This window comes from Mycobacterium sp. NGS45, assembly GCF_059812645.1.
Genome location: NZ_JCALDB010000012.1, coordinates 54,075 through 74,863, shown reverse-complemented (window position 1 = coordinate 74,863; position 20,789 = coordinate 54,075). Strand labels below are relative to the sequence as shown.

Annotated in this window: 25 protein-coding genes and 1 tRNA gene; 17 read left to right on the top strand and 9 right to left on the bottom strand. The window is 68.7% G+C overall.

The features are described 5' to 3' along the window. The first annotated feature begins 138 nt into the window (after positions 1 to 138). The 3 genes from AC5Y3P_RS12945 (at position 139) to AC5Y3P_RS12935 (ending at position 2,899) form a co-directional block, all read left to right on the top strand. Positions 139 to 834 carry a hypothetical protein gene (locus AC5Y3P_RS12945; RefSeq protein ID WP_500046304.1) on the top strand — a complete coding sequence of 232 codons (696 nt, stop codon included), beginning with the start codon at positions 139 to 141 and terminating at the stop codon, positions 832 to 834. After that, positions 831 to 1,205 carry a YidH family protein gene (locus AC5Y3P_RS12940; protein WP_500046303.1) on the top strand — a complete coding sequence of 125 codons (375 nt, stop codon included), beginning with the start codon at positions 831 to 833 and terminating at the stop codon, positions 1,203 to 1,205. Before AC5Y3P_RS12945 ends, AC5Y3P_RS12940 begins: the two co-directional genes overlap by 4 nt. A 560-nt stretch (positions 1,206 to 1,765) precedes the next feature. Beyond that, positions 1,766 to 2,899, top strand: a complete 1,134-nt coding sequence (locus tag AC5Y3P_RS12935; RefSeq protein WP_500046302.1) for a site-specific integrase — start codon at positions 1,766 to 1,768, stop codon at positions 2,897 to 2,899. Here the strand turns inward: AC5Y3P_RS12935 and AC5Y3P_RS12930 are convergent, their stop codons facing one another. Further along, positions 2,900 to 3,211: a hypothetical protein gene (locus tag AC5Y3P_RS12930; protein WP_500046301.1), complete on the bottom strand. Its 312-nt coding sequence runs from the start codon at positions 3,209 to 3,211 to the stop codon at positions 2,900 to 2,902. Then, positions 3,208 to 3,393 carry a hypothetical protein gene (locus AC5Y3P_RS12925; RefSeq protein ID WP_500046300.1) on the bottom strand — a complete coding sequence of 62 codons (186 nt, stop codon included), beginning with the start codon at positions 3,391 to 3,393 and terminating at the stop codon, positions 3,208 to 3,210. Before AC5Y3P_RS12925 ends, AC5Y3P_RS12930 begins: the two co-directional genes overlap by 4 nt. 67 nt (positions 3,394 to 3,460) lie before the next feature. Here AC5Y3P_RS12925 and AC5Y3P_RS12920 point away from each other — a divergent pair, with 67 nt between their 5' ends. From AC5Y3P_RS12920 to AC5Y3P_RS12905, 4 genes are read left to right on the top strand one after another with little or no spacing between them, the layout of a single operon-like run. Then, positions 3,461 to 4,450 carry a hypothetical protein gene (locus AC5Y3P_RS12920; RefSeq protein ID WP_500046299.1) on the top strand — a complete coding sequence of 330 codons (990 nt, stop codon included), beginning with the start codon at positions 3,461 to 3,463 and terminating at the stop codon, positions 4,448 to 4,450. Then, a complete protein-coding gene (locus tag AC5Y3P_RS12915; RefSeq protein WP_500046298.1) occupies positions 4,447 to 4,638 on the top strand; it encodes a hypothetical protein in 192 nt (63 codons plus the stop codon). Before AC5Y3P_RS12920 ends, AC5Y3P_RS12915 begins: the two co-directional genes overlap by 4 nt. Next, positions 4,635 to 4,967, top strand: a complete 333-nt coding sequence (locus tag AC5Y3P_RS12910) for a hypothetical protein (protein WP_500046297.1) — start codon at positions 4,635 to 4,637, stop codon at positions 4,965 to 4,967. Before AC5Y3P_RS12915 ends, AC5Y3P_RS12910 begins: the two co-directional genes overlap by 4 nt. Continuing rightward, entirely contained in the window at positions 4,960 to 5,208 is a 249-nt protein-coding gene (locus AC5Y3P_RS12905) for a hypothetical protein (protein ID WP_500046296.1), read from the top strand. The genes AC5Y3P_RS12910 and AC5Y3P_RS12905 overlap by 8 nt, the downstream gene beginning before the upstream one ends. 30 nt (positions 5,209 to 5,238) lie before the next feature. On the opposite strand, the gene AC5Y3P_RS12900 is transcribed toward AC5Y3P_RS12905, so the two are convergent. The 4 genes from AC5Y3P_RS12900 to AC5Y3P_RS12885 all read right to left on the bottom strand — a co-directional run bounded on the left by AC5Y3P_RS12900 (position 5,239) and on the right by AC5Y3P_RS12885 (position 7,538). Beyond that, positions 5,239 to 5,358 carry a MerR family transcriptional regulator gene (locus AC5Y3P_RS12900; protein ID WP_500046407.1) on the bottom strand — a complete coding sequence of 40 codons (120 nt, stop codon included), beginning with the start codon at positions 5,356 to 5,358 and terminating at the stop codon, positions 5,239 to 5,241. Positions 5,359 to 5,554: 196 nt separating this feature from the next. Continuing rightward, the gene (locus AC5Y3P_RS12895; protein WP_500046295.1) at positions 5,555 to 6,772 is read right to left on the bottom strand and encodes a tyrosine-type recombinase/integrase; all 1,218 of its coding nucleotides are present in this window, start codon (positions 6,770 to 6,772) and stop codon (positions 5,555 to 5,557) included. Positions 6,773 to 6,924: 152 nt separating this feature from the next. After that, positions 6,925 to 7,011, bottom strand: a tRNA-Ser gene (locus AC5Y3P_RS12890). A gap of 17 nt (positions 7,012 to 7,028) precedes the next feature. Beyond that, a complete protein-coding gene (locus AC5Y3P_RS12885; RefSeq protein ID WP_500046294.1) occupies positions 7,029 to 7,538 on the bottom strand; it encodes a MarR family winged helix-turn-helix transcriptional regulator in 510 nt (169 codons plus the stop codon). Positions 7,539 to 7,605: 67 nt separating this feature from the next. Between AC5Y3P_RS12885 and AC5Y3P_RS12880 the strand changes: the two genes are divergently transcribed. After that, positions 7,606 to 8,574, top strand: a complete 969-nt coding sequence (locus AC5Y3P_RS12880; protein ID WP_500046293.1) for an NAD(P)H-quinone oxidoreductase — start codon at positions 7,606 to 7,608, stop codon at positions 8,572 to 8,574. Between the two features lies 1 nt (position 8,575). On the opposite strand, the gene AC5Y3P_RS12875 is transcribed toward AC5Y3P_RS12880, so the two are convergent. Then, complete coding sequence (locus tag AC5Y3P_RS12875) at positions 8,576 to 9,772, bottom strand: cysteine desulfurase-like protein (protein ID WP_500046292.1); 1,197 nt, start codon at positions 9,770 to 9,772, stop codon at positions 8,576 to 8,578. 118 nt (positions 9,773 to 9,890) lie between these two features. Between AC5Y3P_RS12875 and AC5Y3P_RS12870 the strand changes: the two genes are divergently transcribed. The 5 genes from AC5Y3P_RS12870 to wzm are packed head-to-tail and all read left to right on the top strand — an operon-like array spanning position 9,891 to position 14,953. Further along, positions 9,891 to 11,861, top strand: a complete 1,971-nt coding sequence (locus AC5Y3P_RS12870) for a DUF6541 family protein (RefSeq protein WP_500046291.1) — start codon at positions 9,891 to 9,893, stop codon at positions 11,859 to 11,861. Beyond that, a complete protein-coding gene (locus AC5Y3P_RS12865) occupies positions 11,834 to 12,370 on the top strand; it encodes a bacterial proteasome activator family protein (RefSeq protein WP_500046290.1) in 537 nt (178 codons plus the stop codon). Before AC5Y3P_RS12870 ends, AC5Y3P_RS12865 begins: the two co-directional genes overlap by 28 nt. A gap of 8 nt (positions 12,371 to 12,378) precedes the next feature. Beyond that, positions 12,379 to 13,206, top strand: a complete 828-nt coding sequence (wzt, locus tag AC5Y3P_RS12860) for a galactan export ABC transporter ATP-binding subunit Wzt/RfbE (protein ID WP_500046289.1) — start codon at positions 12,379 to 12,381, stop codon at positions 13,204 to 13,206. Then, complete coding sequence (gene glfT1, locus AC5Y3P_RS12855; protein WP_500046288.1) at positions 13,203 to 14,126, top strand: galactofuranosyltransferase GlfT1; 924 nt, start codon at positions 13,203 to 13,205, stop codon at positions 14,124 to 14,126. The genes wzt and glfT1 overlap by 4 nt, the downstream gene beginning before the upstream one ends. Next, entirely contained in the window at positions 14,123 to 14,953 is an 831-nt protein-coding gene (wzm, locus tag AC5Y3P_RS12850) for a galactan export ABC transporter permease subunit Wzm/RfbD (protein WP_500046287.1), read from the top strand. The genes glfT1 and wzm overlap by 4 nt, the downstream gene beginning before the upstream one ends. A gap of 50 nt (positions 14,954 to 15,003) precedes the next feature. Here wzm and AC5Y3P_RS12845 read toward each other — a convergent pair whose 3' ends face one another. Both AC5Y3P_RS12845 and AC5Y3P_RS12840 read right to left on the bottom strand, forming a co-directional pair. After that, positions 15,004 to 15,438 (bottom strand): pyridoxamine 5'-phosphate oxidase family protein, encoded by a 435-nt coding sequence (locus tag AC5Y3P_RS12845; protein WP_500046286.1) that lies wholly within the window; start codon positions 15,436 to 15,438, stop codon positions 15,004 to 15,006. 78 nt (positions 15,439 to 15,516) lie between these two features. After that, the gene (locus tag AC5Y3P_RS12840; RefSeq protein ID WP_500046285.1) at positions 15,517 to 16,143 is read right to left on the bottom strand and encodes an HD domain-containing protein; all 627 of its coding nucleotides are present in this window, start codon (positions 16,141 to 16,143) and stop codon (positions 15,517 to 15,519) included. A gap of 40 nt (positions 16,144 to 16,183) precedes the next feature. Between AC5Y3P_RS12840 and AC5Y3P_RS12835 the strand changes: the two genes are divergently transcribed. The 4 genes from AC5Y3P_RS12835 to AC5Y3P_RS12820 are packed head-to-tail and all read left to right on the top strand — an operon-like array spanning position 16,184 to position 20,774. Then, complete coding sequence (locus tag AC5Y3P_RS12835) at positions 16,184 to 16,624, top strand: GtrA family protein (protein WP_500046284.1); 441 nt, start codon at positions 16,184 to 16,186, stop codon at positions 16,622 to 16,624. Positions 16,625 to 16,656: 32 nt separating this feature from the next. After that, positions 16,657 to 18,069, top strand: coding sequence for a decaprenylphosphoryl-beta-D-ribose oxidase (gene dprE1, locus AC5Y3P_RS12830; RefSeq protein WP_500046283.1), 1,413 nt, complete (start codon positions 16,657 to 16,659; stop codon positions 18,067 to 18,069). Between the two features lie 16 nt (positions 18,070 to 18,085). Continuing rightward, positions 18,086 to 18,865, top strand: a complete 780-nt coding sequence (gene dprE2, locus AC5Y3P_RS12825; protein ID WP_500046282.1) for a decaprenylphospho-beta-D-erythro-pentofuranosid-2-ulose 2-reductase — start codon at positions 18,086 to 18,088, stop codon at positions 18,863 to 18,865. A gap of 1 nt (position 18,866) precedes the next feature. Then, a complete protein-coding gene (locus AC5Y3P_RS12820; protein ID WP_500046281.1) occupies positions 18,867 to 20,774 on the top strand; it encodes a galactan 5-O-arabinofuranosyltransferase in 1,908 nt (635 codons plus the stop codon). The last annotated feature ends 15 nt before the right edge of the window (positions 20,775 to 20,789 follow it).

Sequence of the window (20,789 nt, the reverse complement as noted above, 5' to 3'; positions counted from 1 at the left end):
CGGTCGGCAGATGGTTAGGTCACGCGGCCCGGCAACCGCAGCGGTACACGGCATTTCGGCTGTGAACCTCAGTGTGATCTCTACCGGCGATGATCGGCTGGCACACCCCTGGCCCCACCGATCCGGAGGGTCGACGCGATGACGGGTGTCTCGGCGCCGTCCGGGTCGGTCGTGCACCGGTTGTCGACGCCCCGCGCGGCGGGGCTGGCCGGTGTGGTGTTCGCGATCCTGTTCGCCGTCACGCAGGTGCTGATCCACACCACCATGGGGCAGGCCGGCGGAGCGCAAGCCCGGTGGGCACCCGGCGATGACACGGGTATCACGACCGTGACGGTGCTGATGCCCTTTGTCGGGATCAGCTTCCTGTGGTTCCTGGCGGTGGTGCGAGACGGGTTCGGCCGCGTGGAGGATCGCTTCTACGCCACCGTCTTCCTGGGCAGCGGGCTGCTGTTCGTGGCGATGATCTTCGTCGCCACCGCGGTGGCCGCCGGGTTGGTCGCCGTCGGTGGCGGGGGCGACTCCGGTGTGCAGGCGGTGGTGGTCGACTTCGCCACCGCGGTGATGGTGTCGGCGAGCAAGACCTACGCCCTGCGCATGGCCGCAGTGTTCATGATCTCGTTGGCGACGATCTGGCTCAAGACTGCGCTGATGCCGGGCTGGCTGGCCGTTGCGAGCTACGTGACGGCACTGACGCTGCTGGTCGTCAGCGACCGGATCGAATGGGCGACACTGGCGTTCCCGGTGTGGGTGTTCGTGGTCAGCGTCATGATCCTGATCCGAGGACACCACGTCGCCGCGGCTGCAACTGCGCATCACCGCGGTGAGCGATCATGACCGAGCCGCCCGCCCTGGACACCTCGACCCGGCTGGCGGTCGAACGCACCCGGCTGGCGCTCGAGCGCACCACCATGGCCTGGATCCGCACCAGCACGTCGCTGATCGCGTTCGGCTTCACCATCTTCAAGTTCTTCCAGTACCAAGCTGAACAGAACCACCGCACCGTCGCCAGCCCCTGGGTCGTCGGCATGGTGATGATCGGCATCGGCCTGACCGCCCTGACTCTGGCCTGGATCCAGCACCACCAGGAAAGCACCGCGCTCCGCTCCCAGGATCCGCACCTGCCGTACTCGCTGGCCGGGATCATGGCCGGTCTGATCGCCATGCTGGGAGTGTTGGCGTTCGTCACCGTCGCCTGGCGGCTGTAGCTCAGCCTTTTGCTGCCGGAGCGGACTTCGCGGCGGTAGAAGGAAGCCAACCGGCTGCCGGCCTGGGCTGGCGACTTCGAGCTGATCCTGCGAACCTCCACGGTCGCGAACGATGAACACGACTGTGCCCTGCCGGAAACAGCGGGGCACAGGTGTGTCGGTGTCGCGACGTTCGACTGGTGGCGGCCTACTCCGCTGCGCCGGGCCGAAGCCCGGAGTCGACGCCGGGTGCGCGGACACTCACACACCGCCAGCCTCGAATCCACAGGTCAAACCCAACCCGCGTTACCGACGAGAAATTCGTCCGACCTGTCGCCGAGGCCCCACCACCCCCCGCTTCACCCACCCCGAACCCGCCTCTCCACCAGTCCCTGCACAGTCACTCGAGACGGATGCGCGCGAGGCGACGAGAATTTCACTTCCCGCACATGACGGGGCGGTGAGCTGAGGAAACGGGCTAGCAAGGGTGGAGATTCTCGGCGGTCGAGGCGGCTGATCCAGGGTGTCCGTACTCGCGCCGCGTACCGGCGCTGCGGGGTGTCGGACCTACGTTGCCGGCCATGATGCTTCCCGCCGTCAACGCCGCCGCCGCGCCGCCGGACCTGCCGCCCGATGCAGTGGAGCGGATCCGGCTGGCCACCATCGACAGCCAGTCCGAGGGCACTCGCCGCGCGTACAGCTCGGCCTGGAGGCGGTTCGAGGGCTGGTGCCGCCGCGCCGGGTACGACTCGTTGCCGGCGCACCCCACGGTGATCGCTGCGTACTTGGTCGACGCCGCCGAGACCATCAACCCGGATGGCGAGCGCGCGTACTCGACGCAGTCGCTGGGCAAGTGGTCCTCGGCGATCTTCGACCGACACCGCCGAGCGGGCGTGGACCCGAACCCGGCGGGGCATGAACTGGTGCGTCAGACCATGGCGGGGATCCGGCGGCAGTACGCGTCTCGGGGCGACCGCCCACGGCAGCCCCGGACTCCGCTGCTCACGGACGATGTGGTGCTCCTGGTGACCGCTGCACGAGAGCAGGCCGACACGTGGGTGTCGCAGGTCTGCGAGCGCCGTGACAGCGCGCTGCTTCTGATGGGGTTCGCGGGAGCCTTCCGCCGCAGCGAGCTGAGCGGACTCACCGGCGCCGACGTGGAGCTGCACGCCGCGGATGGTGTCCACGTGCACCTGCGCAAGAGCAAGACCGATCAGCTCGGTGAAGGCGGGGTGTACCCGCTGCCCCGGACGAAAGATCCGCTGCGTTGCCCCGCGTGCGCCTTCGTGCGTTGGGCCGCAGTGGTTTCCGAGTACGACGCCGGAAGCAAGGACGCGGTGATCCGACTGCTCACCGATGCCGCTCCGTTCGGCAGCCGCCACGTCTGTCGGTCGCGCGCACCGAAGATCGACCGCCGCTCGCCCGTGTTCCGCTCCTGCCGCAACGGAGTCCTGTCCGAGGGTCCGCTTTCAGGTGCCGGTGTCCACGCCGTGATCCGGCGGCGTGCACTTCGAGCAGGCTTCGATCCCGAAGCGGTCGAGCGTCTCGGTGGGCACTCGTTGCGCGCCGGCTTCGTAACCCAGGCCGCGCGTGCCGGCGCCGATCACCACTCGATCATGCGGCAGACGGGCCACCGGACGCCGGCGATGGTCACTCGCTACGTGCGTGAGTCCGCGCCGCTCATCGGGAACGCCGTCACCGTGCTGGGGCTGTAACTACGTCCGCACCAGGAACACGGTGCCGTCCGTGCCGTTCGTGTCCACGGCCTGCGATCCATCGGCGGAAACATCGAACCCGTTCTCCCGCAGCCGATCCGCTGCGCCCGGGTCTACCGAGACGGTCAGGTCGACGTACCGGCTGATCGTCTCCCACACGCGTGAAGTGCTCACCACGACGGCAGGACCGGTGGCCGGCGTGATGCGGTGGCGACCGTCGCCCAGCTCCTCGGCCGTTACGTCGAGGATCGCGGACCAGAAGCGGGCGGTGCTCTCGGCATCGTTCGACTGGAGCTTGACCTCGGTGATCACGGCGTGCCTCCTGTCTCCGACACGATCAGCACCAGGTGCCGCTCGGCGGGTGCGGCTACCACTTCATCCGACGCGGTGATCGTCACCGGCGCGTCGAAGAGTAGGGACAGGAACTCGGCGGTGCGGGCGATGTCGGCGGTGCGGGCGCGGATCACGGGACGGGTAGCGGTGGTGTTGCTCATTCGTAGAAGGCTGCCACGTCAGTACGACACGGGATAGCTGGATTCTCCAGTCGCGCAGTGTAGTTCGGTGATCCTGCAACGCGCTGAGGCGTCGCCGCTGGTCCGGGCGATGTTGCTGGTTCGGTTGCATGCGCAACGGAACCTGCATCGGGGAAAGGGCTCGCGAGGTGTCAGTGAGACCGGTCAGACTGGCGCCATGCCGCTGCATGAACCGACGGATGCCGACCGTGACCGCCGTGCCGCCGACCTCCGCGAGCGGGCAGCGCTCGTGCGCACGAACGGCTGGGCGTCGTACGAGAGCGTCTGGTCGACAGGCGAGGTGCTCGGTGTCCGTGCCGTGCTCGGCGAACCCGGTGCACTGCGCGCTGCAGTGGAAGTCTGGGCGCCCACGCTGTGGGGCGCGGAGGCCGCGCAGACCGAATCGCGATGCGGGTACCCGCAGACGTACCGCTGGCTCAGACGGTTGCAGGTGCCCGAGGAGATGACCGAGGCTGAGAAGGCATCGCTAGCGGCCTCGCGCGCGGCGATCAATGAGCTGGCACACGCGATCGTCGAGGGCACCGACGCCGAGAGCGCCGAGGCCGCACTCGCCTCGGCGAGGCAGGCGAACACGCAGTTGGATCGGGAGGCTCTGCTCAACAAGATCCACATGCCCGACGACGCAGCGGGATTCGAGGACGGACTCCGCGCGATCATGATGCGCATCCCTGATGGCTGGGGTCGGTGGATCAGCTGCTCGCGCGGCTGGTACTCGATCATCATCCAGGTCGACGAGGCGCTGGCCGCGATCGACCCTGACTACGAGTTGCACCAGGTGAAGGAGAAGTTCGCGGGCTTGCGCTACTACTTCGGTGCGTCCGAGTCGATCTCAGAGGCAGACCGCGAGCGGATGCGCGCACTGGTTCGAGAGGCAGAGGACCGCTGCGAGGCGACATGCGAGCTTTGCGGTGGTCCGGGCTCACGGCACGTCACGGCAGGTGGTTGGTACCGCACCCTGTGCGCAGCGTGCGCGGCCGCGGAGGGGAAGGGGTACGAACCCGCGAAGGAGTTGGAGTGACTGCCGACGAGCCGGAGCGCATCACGATCAGTGCGGCGACCATGCATGAGTTGAATCCACAGATGAAGAAGCTGTTGAGCGAGGGCTGGCGCATGGTCCGCATGGACAAGCCGCTCGCGGAAGGCTTCGGCGATGACGTGGTCGCCTGGTTCGAGCGGCGGATCGAGGACGAGGTGTTGGAGCGGTGACCGATAGGAGCGCGTTCCCACCGCCGACCACGGTCGCGGAGCTGCGCCGCATCCTCGACCAGCTGCCGGGAGATGCGCTGGTACTCGTCGACGCGTACGAGGCTGCCTACTCCGCGGTCGGGTCGGCCGCACTCACCGAGGTACAGGAACTGTCAGGGCGGCCCAGCTACCTCGGCCGGTTCGAGCACCCGTCCAACGCTGCGCGTGCGGTGTCCGGCGATGACGCCGCGGGGTGGGCGATCAGTGAGCCGGGACCACTGCCGCAACTCGTCGGCGAACCTGTGATGGCGTTGGTGCTCCGCCGCGAGGTGCGGGACGACAATGAGTGACCGTCGACGCACCTGGGAGACGAGGCTGATGCGTGCGGCCACGGCGGGCGAACTCACACCGGACCTGTCCGTGGCGGAGCGGGCCGCCGTGGCGTTCCTGCTGTCCGACGACGCCCAACTCGACGAGCACACGGCGACGGTCTGGGCAGAGCTGGTCGCCTCGGATGTGCCGCACGACGAGCGGGTGGGGTTCACGCAGATGTGGATGCGCGAGCTCCGTGACGCGTTGCGGCGGGCGTAGCCCGAGCAGAGGGCCAGGTGCCACCGGGGCCTATGCCGCCTCGCCGATGATCCGGTCCACTTCCGTCGACGGGATCAGCCGTCTGCGGCCGAGCCGGATCGACCGCAACTCCCCCGACCGCAGCTGGGAGTAGATCAGCGAGCGCGACACCCTGAGTCGGTCCGCCGCCTCGTCCAACGGTCAGTACGGTCGTCGGCTCCGCGGCGGGTGCGGGTTCGGTCTGCGTCGCGGCCAGGACGGCGGCGATCGTCGCGGCCAGCGCGGCCGGGTCGGTGGTGCTCATGCCCGCAATCCGATCACGGGTTTGCGATTCCGACGACTGAGCTGCACGACACGCCGAAACACGTCACCGCTCCCCCGACACCCTGGGCGACAGCAACACCGCCGCGGACGCCAGCGACTCCCTGCTGGTGTGCGCGTACGTCCGCATCGCCAGAACACCGTCCGCGTGACCGAGCCACGCCGCGATCGTGGCCGTGGGTGCTCCGCGCAGGTGCAGCAGCGTCGCCGCGGTGTGCCGGGATGCGTGCAGGCGACGGTGCGCGACACCCGCGAACGCCAAGGACCTGTTCCACCAGGCGTTGAGTGCCCGCGGGCTGACAGGCCGGCCGAACGGGTGCGCGATCACGAACGGGTCCGCCGGTCCCTCCCACTTGTCACCGACGGCCAAGCGCATCTCGCGTTGCTCCCGCCGTACCCGTCGCAGAATCGGGATCAGGTGCGGCGGCAGGTCGAGTTCCCGTGCGCTGGAGAGGGTCTTGGCATCGGCCTGCTCGATCACACCGTGCGCGGTTGACACCCTCGTCGCCCGCACCGCGAGCGTCGGTGTCTCGGCGTCGAGGGTGATCGCGGACCACCGCAACCCGGCCAGCTCACCGCGGCGCAGACCCAACAGCGCGAGGTGCACGAACAGTTCACGGAGCCTTGCGTGTTCGGTCTCGCGCACCTCCTTCGGAGGGTCGCCCGCCGCGTGGGCGGACACCGCGTGGGCGTCGACGAGCTGCTCCACCTCGGCCTCGGACAGAACGTCGTCCAGCTTCAGGTCCGGTGCGCCCGACGGCCGACGCAGCGGCTCCACCAAGTCGACTACGTTGCGCGGCAGGATGCCCTGTGCCTGAAGGTCTTTCCACACGCTGCGCCACCGCGCGAGCATCGGGTTGATCGATGTGCGTGCCCACACGCCGCGTGGGCCGGTGCCGTCACGGAGCTCCACGACGAGCTTCTCCACGTCGGCCTTGACGATCTTCTGCACCGGCCGGTCCCCGTAGCGTTCGATCACCGGAGCCAGCGCGGCGGAGTACGCGGAGTGCGTCGTCGGCTTGATGCGCTTTCCGGCCAGCCAGGTCTCGCACGCGGCCTTCACGGTTAGTTCGGAGGGCGCAGTGAACGTTCCGGCGCCGCGCTCGGCAGGCACCTTCGCGTAGGCGTCGACCGCCTCCTTCAGCGTGCGGAACCGGCGGCGGCGCTGATGCCGCACGCCGTCGGGTCCGGTCACTTCGAGTCTGACTTCGTAACGGCGGCCGGAATCGAACTCGCGCACCGTGACGTAACTCGGGATCTTCATGCGTCCACCTCACCGTAGAAATTCGGTGAGACCAGCCGCGTCGAACGACACGCCGAAACTGGATACCTGGGCTCATGTGTCACCTTGTGTCACATCGACCGGGCGGTGATCCGCGGGCGGACCCGCGATCCAAACGTCGGCGCTGGTAAGAGCGGTGGCGGAGGGATTTGAACCCCCGGACGGTGTTAGCCGTCTCTCGCTTTCAAGGCGAGTGCATTAGGCCGCTCTGCCACGCCACCGCGGACCAGCGTAGCGGTCAGTTCCGGCTGATCGGAGCCGGGGCACCGGCGCGCAGCGCGACACCGATGCGCCGGCAACTCTCGCCCAGCGCGGTGGTCTGCGACCGGGTCAACGGCGTCAGGAAGTAGCCGCGCACCGACTCGGCGTAGGTCACCATCGCCTTGCCGACCGCCTCGCGGCCGTCGTCGGTGATGGTTGCCAGTACCCCGCGCCGGTCGTGTTTGCTCGACGTGCGTTTCACCAGACCTTGGGCCTCCAGCCGACTGATCTGTCGGGTCACCCGACTCGGCAACGACGCCAACGCCTCGGCGATGTCACCCATCCGCGCCGAGCCGTCGGCCGAAGAATCCAGCAGGTCCAGCAACCTGACGTCGGTCAGCATCAGCCGATGCCGATCGGTCAGCACCCGGTTCAGCGCCGCATGCATTCGCAGTGCGGAATCCAGATACTCCTGCCACGCATGCTCTTCCTTGGCATCCAAACCTGGCATCCCGCTGGGATCACGCCCAGCAACAATTCCCCCCATGGTCAAACATGGTAAGTGACGCTTGCGACACCACGGCGACAAACCGTCCGACGGTACGGTAGGCCGCATGCACGCGATCTCGGTGGAATCCGATCAAACCCTCCAGTGGCGCGAAACCCCGGACGTCGCAGCGGGTCCCGGAGAGGTGTTGCTCGAGGTGCATGCGGCCGGGGTCAACCGCGCCGATTTGCTCCAGGTCGCCGGACGCTACCCGCCGCCACCCGGCGCCAGCGAGATCCTCGGCATGGAGGTCTCCGGTGTGGTCGCCGAATGCGGGCCCGGCGTGCAGCAGTGGCAGCCCGGTCAGCAGGTGTGCGCGCTGCTCGCCGGCGGCGGTTACGCCGAATATGTCGCGGTCCCCGCCGAGCAGGTGCTGCCGGTGCCGCCGAACGTGTCGCTGACCGACGCCGCCGGACTGCCCGAGGTGGCCTGCACGGTCTGGTCGAATCTGGTGCTGACCGCCGGGCTGTCGGCGGGCCAGTTGGTTCTGCTGCACGGCGGGGCCAGCGGCGTGGGCAGCCACGCCATCCAGGTCGCCCGCGCGCTCGGCGCACGCGTCGCGGTTACTGCCGGGTCCGCCGAGAAGCTGGACCTGTGCCGCGAGCTCGGCGCCGAGATCACCATCAACTACCGCGACGACGACTTCGTCGCGGTACTCCGCGGGGCCCGCGGCGCCGACGTCATCCTCGACATCATGGGCGCGGTCTACCTGGACCGCAACGTCGACGCCCTGGCCACCGACGGTCAGCTGATCGTGATCGGCATGCAGGGCGGGGTCAAGGCCGAGTTGAACCTGGGCAAGCTGATCGCCAAGCGCGCCCGGGTGATCGGTACCGCGCTGCGGGCCCGCCCGATCGACGGCAAGAACGGCAAGGCCGTCGTCATCGAGGGGGTGGCCGAATCGGTGTGGCCGATGATCGCCGAGGGCAAGGTGCGCCCGGTGATCGGCGCAACGCTGCCCATCCAGCAGGCGGCCGAGGCGCACCGGATGCTGCAGGCCGGCGAGGTCAGCGGCAAAGTGGTGCTGACGGTCTGAATCAGCCCAGGCTGGCCAGCGCGCGCATCAGCTGATCCACCTCGGCCATGGTCGAGTAGTGCGCCAGCCCGACGGTGACCGCACCGCCGATGTCGTTGACGCCGATCGCATCCAGCACCCGCGAGTTGGAGTTGGGGATCGCCAGCACACCGTTGTCGGCCAGCCGCTGCACCACCCGCTCGGCGGGCACCGTGGACATTGCGAAGCTGACCACCGGGATGCGGTCCTCGGGCTGGCCGATCACCATCACCAACGGCATCGACCGCAGCGAGCCCAGCAGGTAGTCGAACAACCGATCCAGGTAGGACGCGGCCGACTGCATCGAGAAACTCAGCCGGTCCCGACGCGAACCGGATGCGGTTTCATCCAGACCCGCGAGGTATTCGACGCTGGCAACCAGACCGCCGAGCAGTCCGTACTGGTGCACGCCCATCTCCAGCCGGGCCGGCCCGGTCGCGTTCGGGTCGGTGGACACCGGGGTCAGCGAGTCGATCAGCGCGGGATCGCGGAACACCAGCGCACCGATCGGCGGGCCGCCCCAGCTCGCCGCGTTGACCGCGACGACGTCGGCGCCCATCTCCTTGATGTCGACCAGCCGGTAGGGCGCGGCGGCGGTGTGGTCCACCACCACCAGCCCGCCGACGTCGTGCATCAGCTTGTCCACCGGACGCAGGTCGACGACGGTGCCCAAGGTGGCCGACGCCGTCGTCAACGCCGCCAGCCGGGTCGGCTTGGCGATCAGGTTCTCCCACTGCCAGGCCGGCAGCTCACCGGTTTCGATGTCGACCTCGGCCCACTTCACCTTGGCGCCGTACCGGTTGGCCGCCCGCAGCCACGGCGCGATGTTGGCCTCGTCGTCCAGCCGGGTGACGATCACCTCGTAACCCAGCCCGGAGCGCGAGGCCGAGGCATCGGCCAGCGAGCTCAGCAACACCGCGCGGTCGGCGCCGAGCACCACACCGCGCGGGTCGGCGTTGAACATGTCGGCGAGCGCCTGCCGGGCCGCGTCGAGCAGCGTCGCACTGCGCTGCGCGTAGGGGTGCGGACTGGTCGCGGTGGGAGCCGAGGTCCGGAAGGCGGTCGAGACCGTGGTCGCCACCGCGTCCGGAACGAGCATCCCGGCCGGGGCATCGAAGTGCACCCACCCGTCGCCCAGTGTGGGGTGCAAACCACGCACCCGGGCGACGTCGTAAGCCATGCCAGCCGTCCTCTGAGGAATCCAAGCCATCGTTGGTTGCCGATCCGCGCGGCGGCCGTGGGCCCCACCCCCACCATGCCGAACCGAGCCGGATCACCTGGGCAGCCATACTAGTCCAGTGAGCTTCGGGGTCGGTGTGCTGTGTGCCGTCCTGTTACTGGTGGTACCGGGCGCGCTGACCGCCCGAGCGGCCCGGCTAACTTGGCCGGTCGCGGTGGCAGTTGGCCCAGTCCTCGGCTACGGCGCAATCGGGTTGGCCATCGTCCCGTTCGGTGCGCTCGGAATCCCCTGGAACGCTTGGACTGCGCTGGCCACCTGGGTGGTGCTGACCGCGATCGCCGCGAGTTTGCCGGCTCTGCTGTCCCGCTACCGTGATCCCGACGCCGAAGCCCGCGCGATCTCTACCGGTTCGGCCGCCGTGGTGGCGCTCGGGGTGCTCATCGGCGCGACCGCGATCCTGGCCGCGGCGTGGCTCGGCCTGACGCACTGGCAGTCGGTGCCCAGTACCTGGGACGCGGTCTGGCACGCCAACGAGATCCGCTGGATCCTCGACACCGGGCAGGCCTCCCCCACCCACATGGGCGAGCTGCGCAACGTCGAAACCCAGATGCCGCTGTACTACCCGTCGACCTTCCACGCGTTGGCCGCGGTGTTCAGCCAGCTGACCGGCGCCGCGCCCACCACCGTCTACACGTTGAGTTCGGTGGCGGCCGCGGCCTGGCTGTTCCCGGTCAGCGCGGCGGTGTTGACCTGGAACCTGCTGCGCAGCCGCACCACCGAGCGCCGCACCGCGGGCGCGGCGGCCACCGCGGCGGCGGTGTCGGCGTCGTTCACCGCCCTCCCCTACGTCGAGTTCAACGTCTCGGCCACCCCGAACCTGGTGGCCTACGGGCTGGCCGTGCCGGCCGCGGTGCTGGTGGCGAGCTGCTGCGCGCACCGCGACCGGATCCCGCTGGCGGTGCTCGCGCTGGTCGGGGTGTTCTCCACGCACACCACCGGCGGCATCATCACGGTCACCCTGGTCGCGGCCTGGTGGCTGCTGGACGCGGTGTGGCGCCCGGTACGCGGCCGACTCGCCGACCTGGGCGCGCTGCTGGCAGTCGGGGTGAGCGCGCTGCTGATTCTGCTGCCGCAGTTCCTCGGCATCCTGGCGCAGGCCGACATCATCACCGGGCATCAGTTCACCGCGCACCTGAGCCGGCTGCGGGTGCTGTTCAACGCCGTGGTGCAGCACACCCGGCACCTCAACGACTTCCCGATCCAGAACATGCTGATCGCGCTGGCCGCGGCCGGCGGCCTGGTGCTGTTGATCAAGCGGGTGTTCTGGCCGCTGGCGGTGTGGCTGCTGCTGATCGTGGCGATCGTGCATTCCGGCGCACCGTTCGGCGGCCCGGTCGGCAAACTCATCGGCGCCTACGGCGACCTGTTCTACGCCGACCCACGCCGGCTCTCGGCGGTGCTGCCGCTGCTGCTGGCGCCGATGGCCGGGATCGCGCTGTTCTACGCGACGCTGTTCGTGGTCGACGGTGTCCGCGCGGTCACCCGGCGCTGGGCCGGCCGCGACCTGGATCGCCGGGTCTGGTTGTCGGTGACGGCCGTGCTGCTGATTGCCGCCACGGTGGGTTTGGCCTGGCATTACTTCCCGCGGCATCGGCTGCTGCTGGGCCAGAAGTACGACCAGGTGATGGTCGACCAGTACGACCTGGACGCGTTCGCGTATCTGGCCACCCTGCCCGGCGCCCGGGACACCCTGATCGGCAACGCCAACACCGACGGCAGCGCCTGGATGTACGCGGTGGCCGGCCTGCATCCGCTGTGGACCCACTACGACTACCCGGTGCAGCAGGGACCCGGCTATCACCGCTACGTGTTCTGGGCTTATGCCGACGACGCCGACCACGACCCCCGGGTGGCTGAGGCGGTGGAAGCCCTCGACATCCGCTATGTGCTCGTCAGCACTCCGGTGGTGCTCGGGTTCGCCATACCCGACGGTCTAGTGTCACTAGATGAGTCCGAGTCGTGGGCCCAGGTCTACGACAACGGCAAGACCCGCATCTACGAGTGGCGCGGAGGAGCCCCCCAGCCGTGAGTACCGACGACGACAACATCGAGATCATCGGCGTTCCCGACCCGCAGGCAGCTGCCGCGGCCGTCGGCGACGACGAAAATTCGGTGACCGATCTGGTTCAGCAGCCCGCCAAGGTGATGCGGATCGGCACCATGATCAAGCAGTTGCTCGAGGAGGTGAAGGCCGCCCCGCTCGACGAGGCCAGTCGCAACCGGCTGCGCGACATCCACAAGACCTCGATCAGTGAGCTCGAGGACGGCCTGGCCCCGGAACTGCGTGACGAGCTGGAACGGTTGGCGCTGCCGTTCACCGAGGACGCCATCCCGTCCGACGCCGAACTGCGGATCGCCCAGGCCCAGCTGGTGGGCTGGCTGGAGGGCCTGTTCCACGGCATCCAGACGGCGTTGTTCGCCCAGCAGATGGCGGCTCGGGCGCAGCTCGAGCAGATGCGCCAGGGCGCGTTGCCGCCCGGTGTGGCCGGGCCGGGCCCGCGCGGCGGCACACCGCCGGGCACCGGGCAGTACCTGTAGAGCCGACCGTGGCCGCACCGCACATCGAGACCCGCAACGCGTGGGTCGAGTTCCCGATCTTCGACGCCAAGTCGCGCTCGTTGAAAAAGGCGTTCCTGGGCCGCGCCGGCGGCGCGATCGGACGCAACTCGTCCAACGTCGTCGTCGTCGAAGCACTGCGCGACATCACCATGTCGCTGCAGATGGGTGACCGGGTCGGCCTGGTCGGCCACAACGGGGCCGGCAAGTCGACGCTGCTGCGGCTGCTGTCCGGGATCTACGAACCGACCCGCGGACTGGCCTCGGTGCGCGGCCGGGTGGCGCCGGTGTTCGACCTCGGCGTGGGCATGGACCCGGAGATCTCCGGGTTCGAGAACATCATCATCCGCGGCCTGTTCCTCGGGCAGACCCGCAAGCAGATGCTGGCCAAGGTCGACGAGATCGCCGAATTCACTGAACTCGGCGAATACCTGTCGATGCCGCTGCGCACCTACTCCACCGGTATGCGGGTGCGGCTCGCGATGGGCGTGGTGACCAGCATCGACCCCGAGATCCTGCTGCTCGACGAGGGCATCGGCGCGGTGGACGCGGAATTCCTCAAGAAGGCCCAGACCCGGCTGCAGAGCCTGGTCGAGCGCTCCGGGATCCTGGTGTTCGCCAGCCACTCCAACGAATTCCTGGCCCGGCTGTGCAAGACCGCGATGTGGATCGACCACGGCACCGTCCGGATGAGCGGCGGCATCGAGGACGTGGTGCGCGCCTACGAGGGTGAGGACGCCGCGCGGCACGTCCGCGAGGTGCTCGACGAGACCGCGCGGGAAGCAACGCAGCAGCCGCCCGAGATCACCAGGTCATGACCGAGACCGTCATCGCCGTCGTCGTCACCCACCGCCGCCCCGACGACCTGGCCCGCTCGCTGGGTGCGCTCGCCGAGCAGAGCCGCCGCCCCGACCACCTGATCGTCGTCGACAACGACGACGACGTCGTCGTCCGGGATCTGGTTGCCGCCCAACCGATTCCGTCGACCTATTTGGGATCGCGGCGAAACCTCGGTGGCGCAGGCGGTTTCGCGTTGGGCATGTTGCACGCCTTGGCGTTGGGCGCGGACTGGGTTTGGCTAGCCGACGACGACGGCCGCCCGGCCGACGCCGAGGTGTTGGCCACCCTGCTGGACTGCGCGCAGCGGCACGATCTGGCCGAGGTCTCACCGATGGTGTGCGATCTCGACGATCCGCAGCGGCTGGCCTTCCCGCTGCGCCGCGGACTGGTGTGGCGGCGCCGGGTCGACGAGTTGCGCGACGAGTCCGGGTCCGATCTGCTGGCCGGCATTGCGTCGCTGTTCAACGGCGCGCTGTTCCGCGCCGAAACACTGGAAGCCGTTGGGGTGCCGGATCTTCGACTGTTCATCCGCGGCGACGAGGTGGAACTGCACCGCCGGCTGGTGCGGTCCGGGGTGCGGTTCGGCACCTGCTTGACCGCGGCGTACCTGCACCCGCAGGGCAGCGCGGAGTTCAAGCCGATCCTGGGCGGCCGGATGCACACCCAGTACCCCGACGATGAGACCAAACGCTTCTTCACCTACCGCAACCGCGGCTACCTGCTGTCGCAGCCCGGCTTGCGCAAACTGCTGCCGCAGGAATGGCTGCGGTTCGGCTGGTTCTTCCTGGTATCCCGCCGCGACCCGGCCGGGTTGCTGCAGTGGTGGCGGCTGCGCCGGGAAGGCAGACGCGAGAAGTTCTTCAGGGGCGAGCAAAGCGACGGGATGGAGGCCAGATGACGTTCACCGACGCTGCCGCACAATCGAAGACGTTCCGCCGCGCCTTTCGTGACCTCGCCGACGGGTTCGCCCGCCGCGAGCTGTGGCTGCATCTGGGCTGGCAGGACATCAAGCAGCGCTACCGGCGCAGCGTGCTCGGCCCGTTCTGGATCACGATCGCCACCGGCACCACGGCCGTGGCGATGGGCGCGCTGTACTCCAAGCTGTTCAAACTCGACCTCGCCGAGCATCTGCCCTACGTCACCCTGGGGTTGATCATCTGGAACCTGATGAACGCGGCGATCATCGAAGGCGCCGAGGTGTTCGTCGCCAACGAGGGCCTGATCAAACAGCTACCCACGCCGCTGAGTGTGCACGTCTACCGGCTGGTGTGGCGGCAGATGATCCTGTTTGCGCACAACATCGTGATCTACGTCATCATCGCGATCATCTTCCCGAAATCCTGGTCCTGGGCTGATCTTTCGTTCATCCCGGCACTCGGGCTGATCATGCTGAACTGCGTCTGGGTGGCGCTGTGCTTCGGCATCCTGGCCACCCGCTACCGCGACATCGGCCCGCTGCTGTTCTCGTTGGTGCAGTTGCTGTTCTTCGTCACGCCGATCATCTGGAACGACAAGACCCTGCAGCAGCAGGGCGCCGAGCAGTGGATGCGGGTCGTCGAACTGAACCCGCTGCTGCACTACCTGGACATCGTGCGGGCCCCGCTGCTCGGTGACACCCAGGAGATCCGGCACTGGGTGGTGGTGCTGGTGCTGACCGTGATCGGTTGGGCGGTCGCTCTGCTGGCCATGCGGCAATACCGCGCCCGAGTGCCGTACTGGGTGTAGCAGCCTGCTTTCGGTCGCGAAAGCAGCGTTGGTCGCGGACCCGCGCCCTCCTATCCGGGGACGTGGCCGGCGTCGGGCTCCGGACCGAAAACGAAGCGGCGGCCGCTGATCTCGGTCGGTGTGATCCGCACGTAGCGCAGCTTGAGGGTGGCGATCCAGGGATACAGACCGGCCTGCTCGGCGTCCTCGATCTCCTCGGCGCCATAGAGCACCTCCGCGGTGCCCCGCACGATCACACTCCAACCGCGGGCGGCGTCGTGGTCGTCGGCCTCGAACAACACCTGGTCGTTCATCACCGTGCCGAACAACTTGGTGCCCTCGGCGGTGCGGATCAATACCGTGCCGCGCTGCACCACGTAATTGACCGGGAAGATCTCGGGTCGACCGGCAATCACGGTGACCAGCCTGCCGAGGTGCACGCCGGACAGCAGGTCCAAACTCTCGTCTTCGGTCAGGACGGTGACCGGTTCGGTATCAGTGGCCATGCCGTCATTCTGGCGGGCCGGAGGTCCCCGCGCTAGGGACGGCGGCCATCGGCGCGGGGTCCAACGACCCTGCGGTGGCTATTCGTCGCTCAACCGGGCCAGTTCGGCGCGCAGGTTGTCCCGGGCCGCGCTCTCCCACCGGGCCCGGCCCTGCGGGGTGCGGAACAGTCGGGGTTCGGCCAGCAACGCTTCGATGGCGTCGGCGCGCCCGGCCCGGAACGCGTCATCGGACACATGGGCGTACTCCGCGCGGATGGCCGCCGAGTTGGCCCGGTACTGCTCGGCCGGCACCGCGAGCGCGGCCAGGTCGGCATCCGAGAGCACCTGGCCGTCGTGGTCGTCGGGCGCCGGGTCGTGCTCGACGGTCATCCGGATCAGCCGGCCGACGGTGGCCACGACGTCCTCGGCCACGCCGAGTGCGGCCAGTTCGGCTTCGGCGGCCAGCGCGCTGCGCTCTTCGTCCTCAGGGGTGCCGTCGTAGATGGCGTCGTGATACCAGGCCGCCAACCGGACCGCGTCGACGTCGTCGGCGTGCTCGGCGAGCACGTCCACGTTGGCCAGCACGTCGCGCAGGTGCACCAGATCGTGGTAGCGCCGGTGCGGTTCGCTCCAGCGCGCCAGCAACTTCTGCCCGACCGCCTCCGCGTCCGGAGATCGGGTGTGCCGCGCCATCATGGTGCGCCAGGCAGCCGCCAGCTCCTCCACACCTCCATTCAATCAGTCCGGCCACGTACCATTTCCCGCGATGACCGAGACCGCCCCGGACCGCAGCCCGATCGCCCTGAAGACCCAGGTGCTGCGGTTCCTCATCACCGGTGGCTTCTCGGCATGCGTGGACTTCGGTCTGTACGTGCTGCTGCTGTGGGTGTTTCCGCAGGTCTGGGACGGTAGCGAGGCGGTCCAGGTGAACCTCGCCAAGACTCTGAGCTTCATCGCCGGCACCACCACCGCCTACATGCTGAACCGGCGCTGGACGTTCGCAGCGCCGCCCAGCACAGCCCGGCTGATCGCCGTGATCGTGCTGTACGGGCTGACCTACCTGGTGCAGGTCGGCATCAACTACGTGTTCTACTTCGCTTTCGCCGGTCAGTCCTGGCGGGTGCCGGTGGCGTTCGTGATCGCGCAGGGCACCGCGACGGTGATCAACTTCATCGTGCAGCGGGCAGTCATCTTCCGACTGCGCTGAACGCATCCGCCCGCACGGTACCCTTGCCAGCGATGTCCACCCCGCCCAACGCTCCCCTGCAGCTCACGCCGCGTGCCCTGACCGGCTTCGGCCACACCGCTCCGACCGTCGCGCATGTGTTGTCGACGCCGGATGTCGAGCTGATCACCGCTGCAGTCAAGCAGGTCGCCGACGCCAACTCGACCAGCCCGGCGCACCTGCGCCGCGGCATCCTGGCCCGCGGCCTCGGTCGTTCCTATGGTGACCAGGCGCAAAACGGTGGCGGCATCGTCGTGGACATGACCCCGCTGAACCGGATCCACCAGATCAGCGCCGAAACCGCGATCGCCGACGTCGACGGCGGGGTTAGCCTGGACCAGTTGATGAAGGCCGCGCTGCCGTTCGGGCTGTGGGTGCCGGTGCTGCCCGGCACCCGGCAGGTCACCATCGGCGGGGCCATCGCGTCGGACATCCACGGCAAGAATCATCACAGCGCCGGCAGCTTCGGTAACCACGTGCGCTCGATCGACCTGCTGATGGCCGACGGCGAGGTGCACACCATCACCCCCGACGGCCCCGACGCCGAGCTGTTCTGGGCCACCATCGGCGGCAACGGTCTGACCGGCATCGTGTTGCGCGCCAGCATCGCGATGACCCGCACCGAGACCGCGTACTTCATCGCCGACGGCATCGCCACCAAGGACCTGGACGAGACCATCGCCGTGCACCTGGACGGCAGCGATGACCAGTACACCTACTCGAGCGCCTGGTTCGACCTGATCAGCCCGCCGCCGAAACTGGGTCGGGCCTCGGTCAGCCGCGGCAGCCTGGCCAAACTGGATCAGTTGCCGCCCAAGCTGGCCCGCAACCCGCTGAAGTTCGATGCGCCGCAGTTGCTCACCGTGCCCAACCTGTTCCCGGTCAGCGCGATGAACAAGCTGTCGTTCATGGCGATCGGTGAGGTGTACTACCGGCTCGGCGGCAACTACCAGGGCAAGATCCTCAACCTGTCGCAGTTCTACCACATGCTCGATCTGGTCAGCGGCTGGAACAATGCTTACGGCCCAGCGGGTTTCGCGCAGCACCAGTTCCTGGTGCCGCCCGATGCGCTGGACGAGTTCAAGGACATCATCCGCTGGATCCAGCGCAGCGGGCACTACTCGGCGCTCAACGTGTTCAAGCTGTTCGGACCGGGCAACCGGGCACCGCTGAGCTTCCCGATGGCCGGCTGGAACGTCGCGATGGACTTCCCGAACAAGCCCGGGGTCAACGAGTTCCTCAACGAACTCGACGACCGCGCAATGCAATTCGGTGGCCGGGTGTACACCGCCAAGGACTCCCGGGTGAACGCCGAACGGTTCCACCGGATGTATCCGCGGATCGACGAGTGGATCGCGACCCGGCGCAAGGCCGACCCGCACGGCGTGTTCGCCTCCGACATGGCCCGACGCCTCGAACTGCTGTAGAAAGGCCCCGCTTTCGATGATCGATGCCACCGGCAACCCGCAAGCCATCCTGCTGCTCGGCGGAACCTCCGAGATCGGCCTGGCGATCTGCGCGCGCTATCTGCGCAACGCCCGAGCCCGGGTGATCCTGGCCGACCTGCCGAACTCGCCGCGCCGTGAGGCGGCGATCGCCCAGATGGAGGCCGCCGGCGCTACTTCGGTGGAATACCTGGATTTCGACGCGCTGGACACCGCCTCGCATCCGGCGCTGATCGACGCGGCCTGGGCCGCCGGCGACGTGGACGTGGCGATCGTGGCGTTCGGGGTGCTCGGCGACGCCGAGGAGTTGTGGCAGAACCAGGCCAAGGCGGTGGCCACCGCGCAGATCAACTACACCGCCGCGGTGTCGGTGGGGGTGTTGATCGGCGCCAAGATGCGCGAGCAGGGCAGCGGTCAGATCATCGCGATGTCCTCGGTGGCCGGCGAACGGGTCCGGCGCTCGAACTTCGTCTACGGCTCCACCAAGGCCGGCCTGGACGGTTTCTACCTGGGCCTTTCAGAAGCGTTGCGCGAGTTCGGGGTTCGCGTGCTGGTCATCCGGCCCGGCCAGGTGCGCACCACCACCACGCTGGAGCACTGGAAGGCCACCGGCGCCAAGGAAGCCCCGTTCACGGTGGACAAGGAGGACGTCGCCGAACTGGCGGTGACCGCCGCCGCCAAGGGCAAGGAGCTGATCTGGGCGCCCGGCCCGGTGCGGGCGCTGATGTCGGTGATCCGGCACATCCCGCGGCCCGTCTTCCGCAAGCTGCCGCTCTGACATGAATCGCACGCTGGCCCGGCCGCTGCAGGTGGGCGGCCGCATGGTGGCGGCCACCGCCATCGCCGTCGTCGTCTGCGTGCTGGCGCTGGTGGCGATCAGCCGGGTGCAGTGGCCGGCGTTCCCGTCCTCGAACCAACTGCATGCGCTGACCACAGTCGGCCAATTCGCCTGCCTGGCAGCACTGTTGGGTGCGGGTTGGCTGTGGCGGCAGGGACGACGATGGTTGGCCGAACTGACCGCGGTGCTGTTCCTGACCGCGTTCGTGGTCACCACGTTGGGCATGCCGTTGGGCGCCACCAAGCTGTACCTGTTCGGCATCTCGGTGGATCAGCAGTTCCGCACCGAATACCTGACCCGACTGGCCGACAGCCCCGCGCTGCAGGACATGACCTACGCCGGGCTGCCGCCGTTCTATCCGCCCGGCTGGTTCTGGCTCGGCGGCCGGGCCGCCGCGCTGACCGGGATACCGGCCTGGGAGATGTACAAGCCGTGGGCGATCACCTCGATCGCGATCGCGGTGGTGCTGGCGTTCGTGCTCTGGAACGCAATGATCCGGTTCGAGTACGCGCTGGTGGTGACCGTCGCGACCGCCGCGGTCACGCTGGCCTACGCCTCACCCGAGCCGTACAGCGCGATCGTCACGGTGCTGCTGGCGCCGGTGCTGGTGCTGGCCTGGTCCGGTCTGCGAGCCGGTGATTTCGGTGCGCTGGGGGGCGCTGAGCGCCCCCCAGCGCACCGAAATCGCAAGGGGTGGGCCGCGTTGCTGGGCGTCGGGATCTTCCTGGGCGTGACCGCGACGTTCTACACCCTGCTGCTCGGTCTGGCCGCGCTGACCGTCACGGTGATGGCGGTGGCCCTGGCGATCAGCCGGCGGCGCATCGAGCCGCTGCTGCGGCTCGCCGTGATCGCGGTCATCTCGGTGGCGATCGCGCTGATCACCTGGGCACCGTTCCTGCTGCGCGCCCTGCGCGAACCGCTGTCGGACACCGGCAGCGCCCAGCACTACCTGCCGGCCGACGGCGCGGTCCTGACCTTCCCGATGCTGCAGTTCTCGCTGCTGGGTGCGCTGTGCATGCTGGGCACCCTGTGGCTGATCGCGCGCGCCCGCACCTCGGTGCGCGCCGGAGCGCTGGCGGTCGGGGTGCTGACCGTCTACCTGTGGTCGCTGCTGTCGATGCTGACCACACTGGCCGGCACCACACTGCTGTCGTTCCGGCTGCAGCCCACGCTGACCACACTGCTGGCCGCCGCCGGCGCGTTCGGCTTCCTGGAACTGTCGGTGGCCGCGGCCACCCGGTGGAACCGCAAGCTGCTGGGCGTGGCGACCGCGATCGGCCTGCTCGGCGGTATGGCGTTCAGCCAGGACATCCCCGACGTGCTGCGCCCCGACCTGGCGGTGGCCTACACCGACACCGACGGCTACGGCCAGCGCGGTGACCAGCGTCCGCCCGGGTCGGAGAAGTACTACCCGCAGATCGACGAGACCATCCAGGCCGCCACCGATCGGCCGCGCAGCCAGACCGTGGTGCTGACCGCCGACTACGGCTTCCTGGCGTTCTATCCCTATCTCGGTTTCCAGGGCCTGACCTCGCACTACGCCAACCCGTTGGCGCAGTTCGACGCGCGCGCCGCCGAGATCGAGAGCTGGGCCGACCTCGACGACGCCGACGAGTTCGTCGCGCGCCTGGACGCGCTGCCGTGGGCGCCGCCGTCGGTCTTCCTGCTGCGCCGCGGATCCGGCTCGGGGTCCAGCGCCACCTACACCCTGCGGTTGGCCGAAGATGTCTACCCGAACCAGCCCAACGTGCGCCGCTACACCGTGGAGTTGCCGTCGGCGTTGTTCGCCGAGCACTTCACCGTCACCGAGATCGGCCCGTTCGTGCTGGCCATCCGGAGCCAGGACTGACGGGCCCTTAACCGG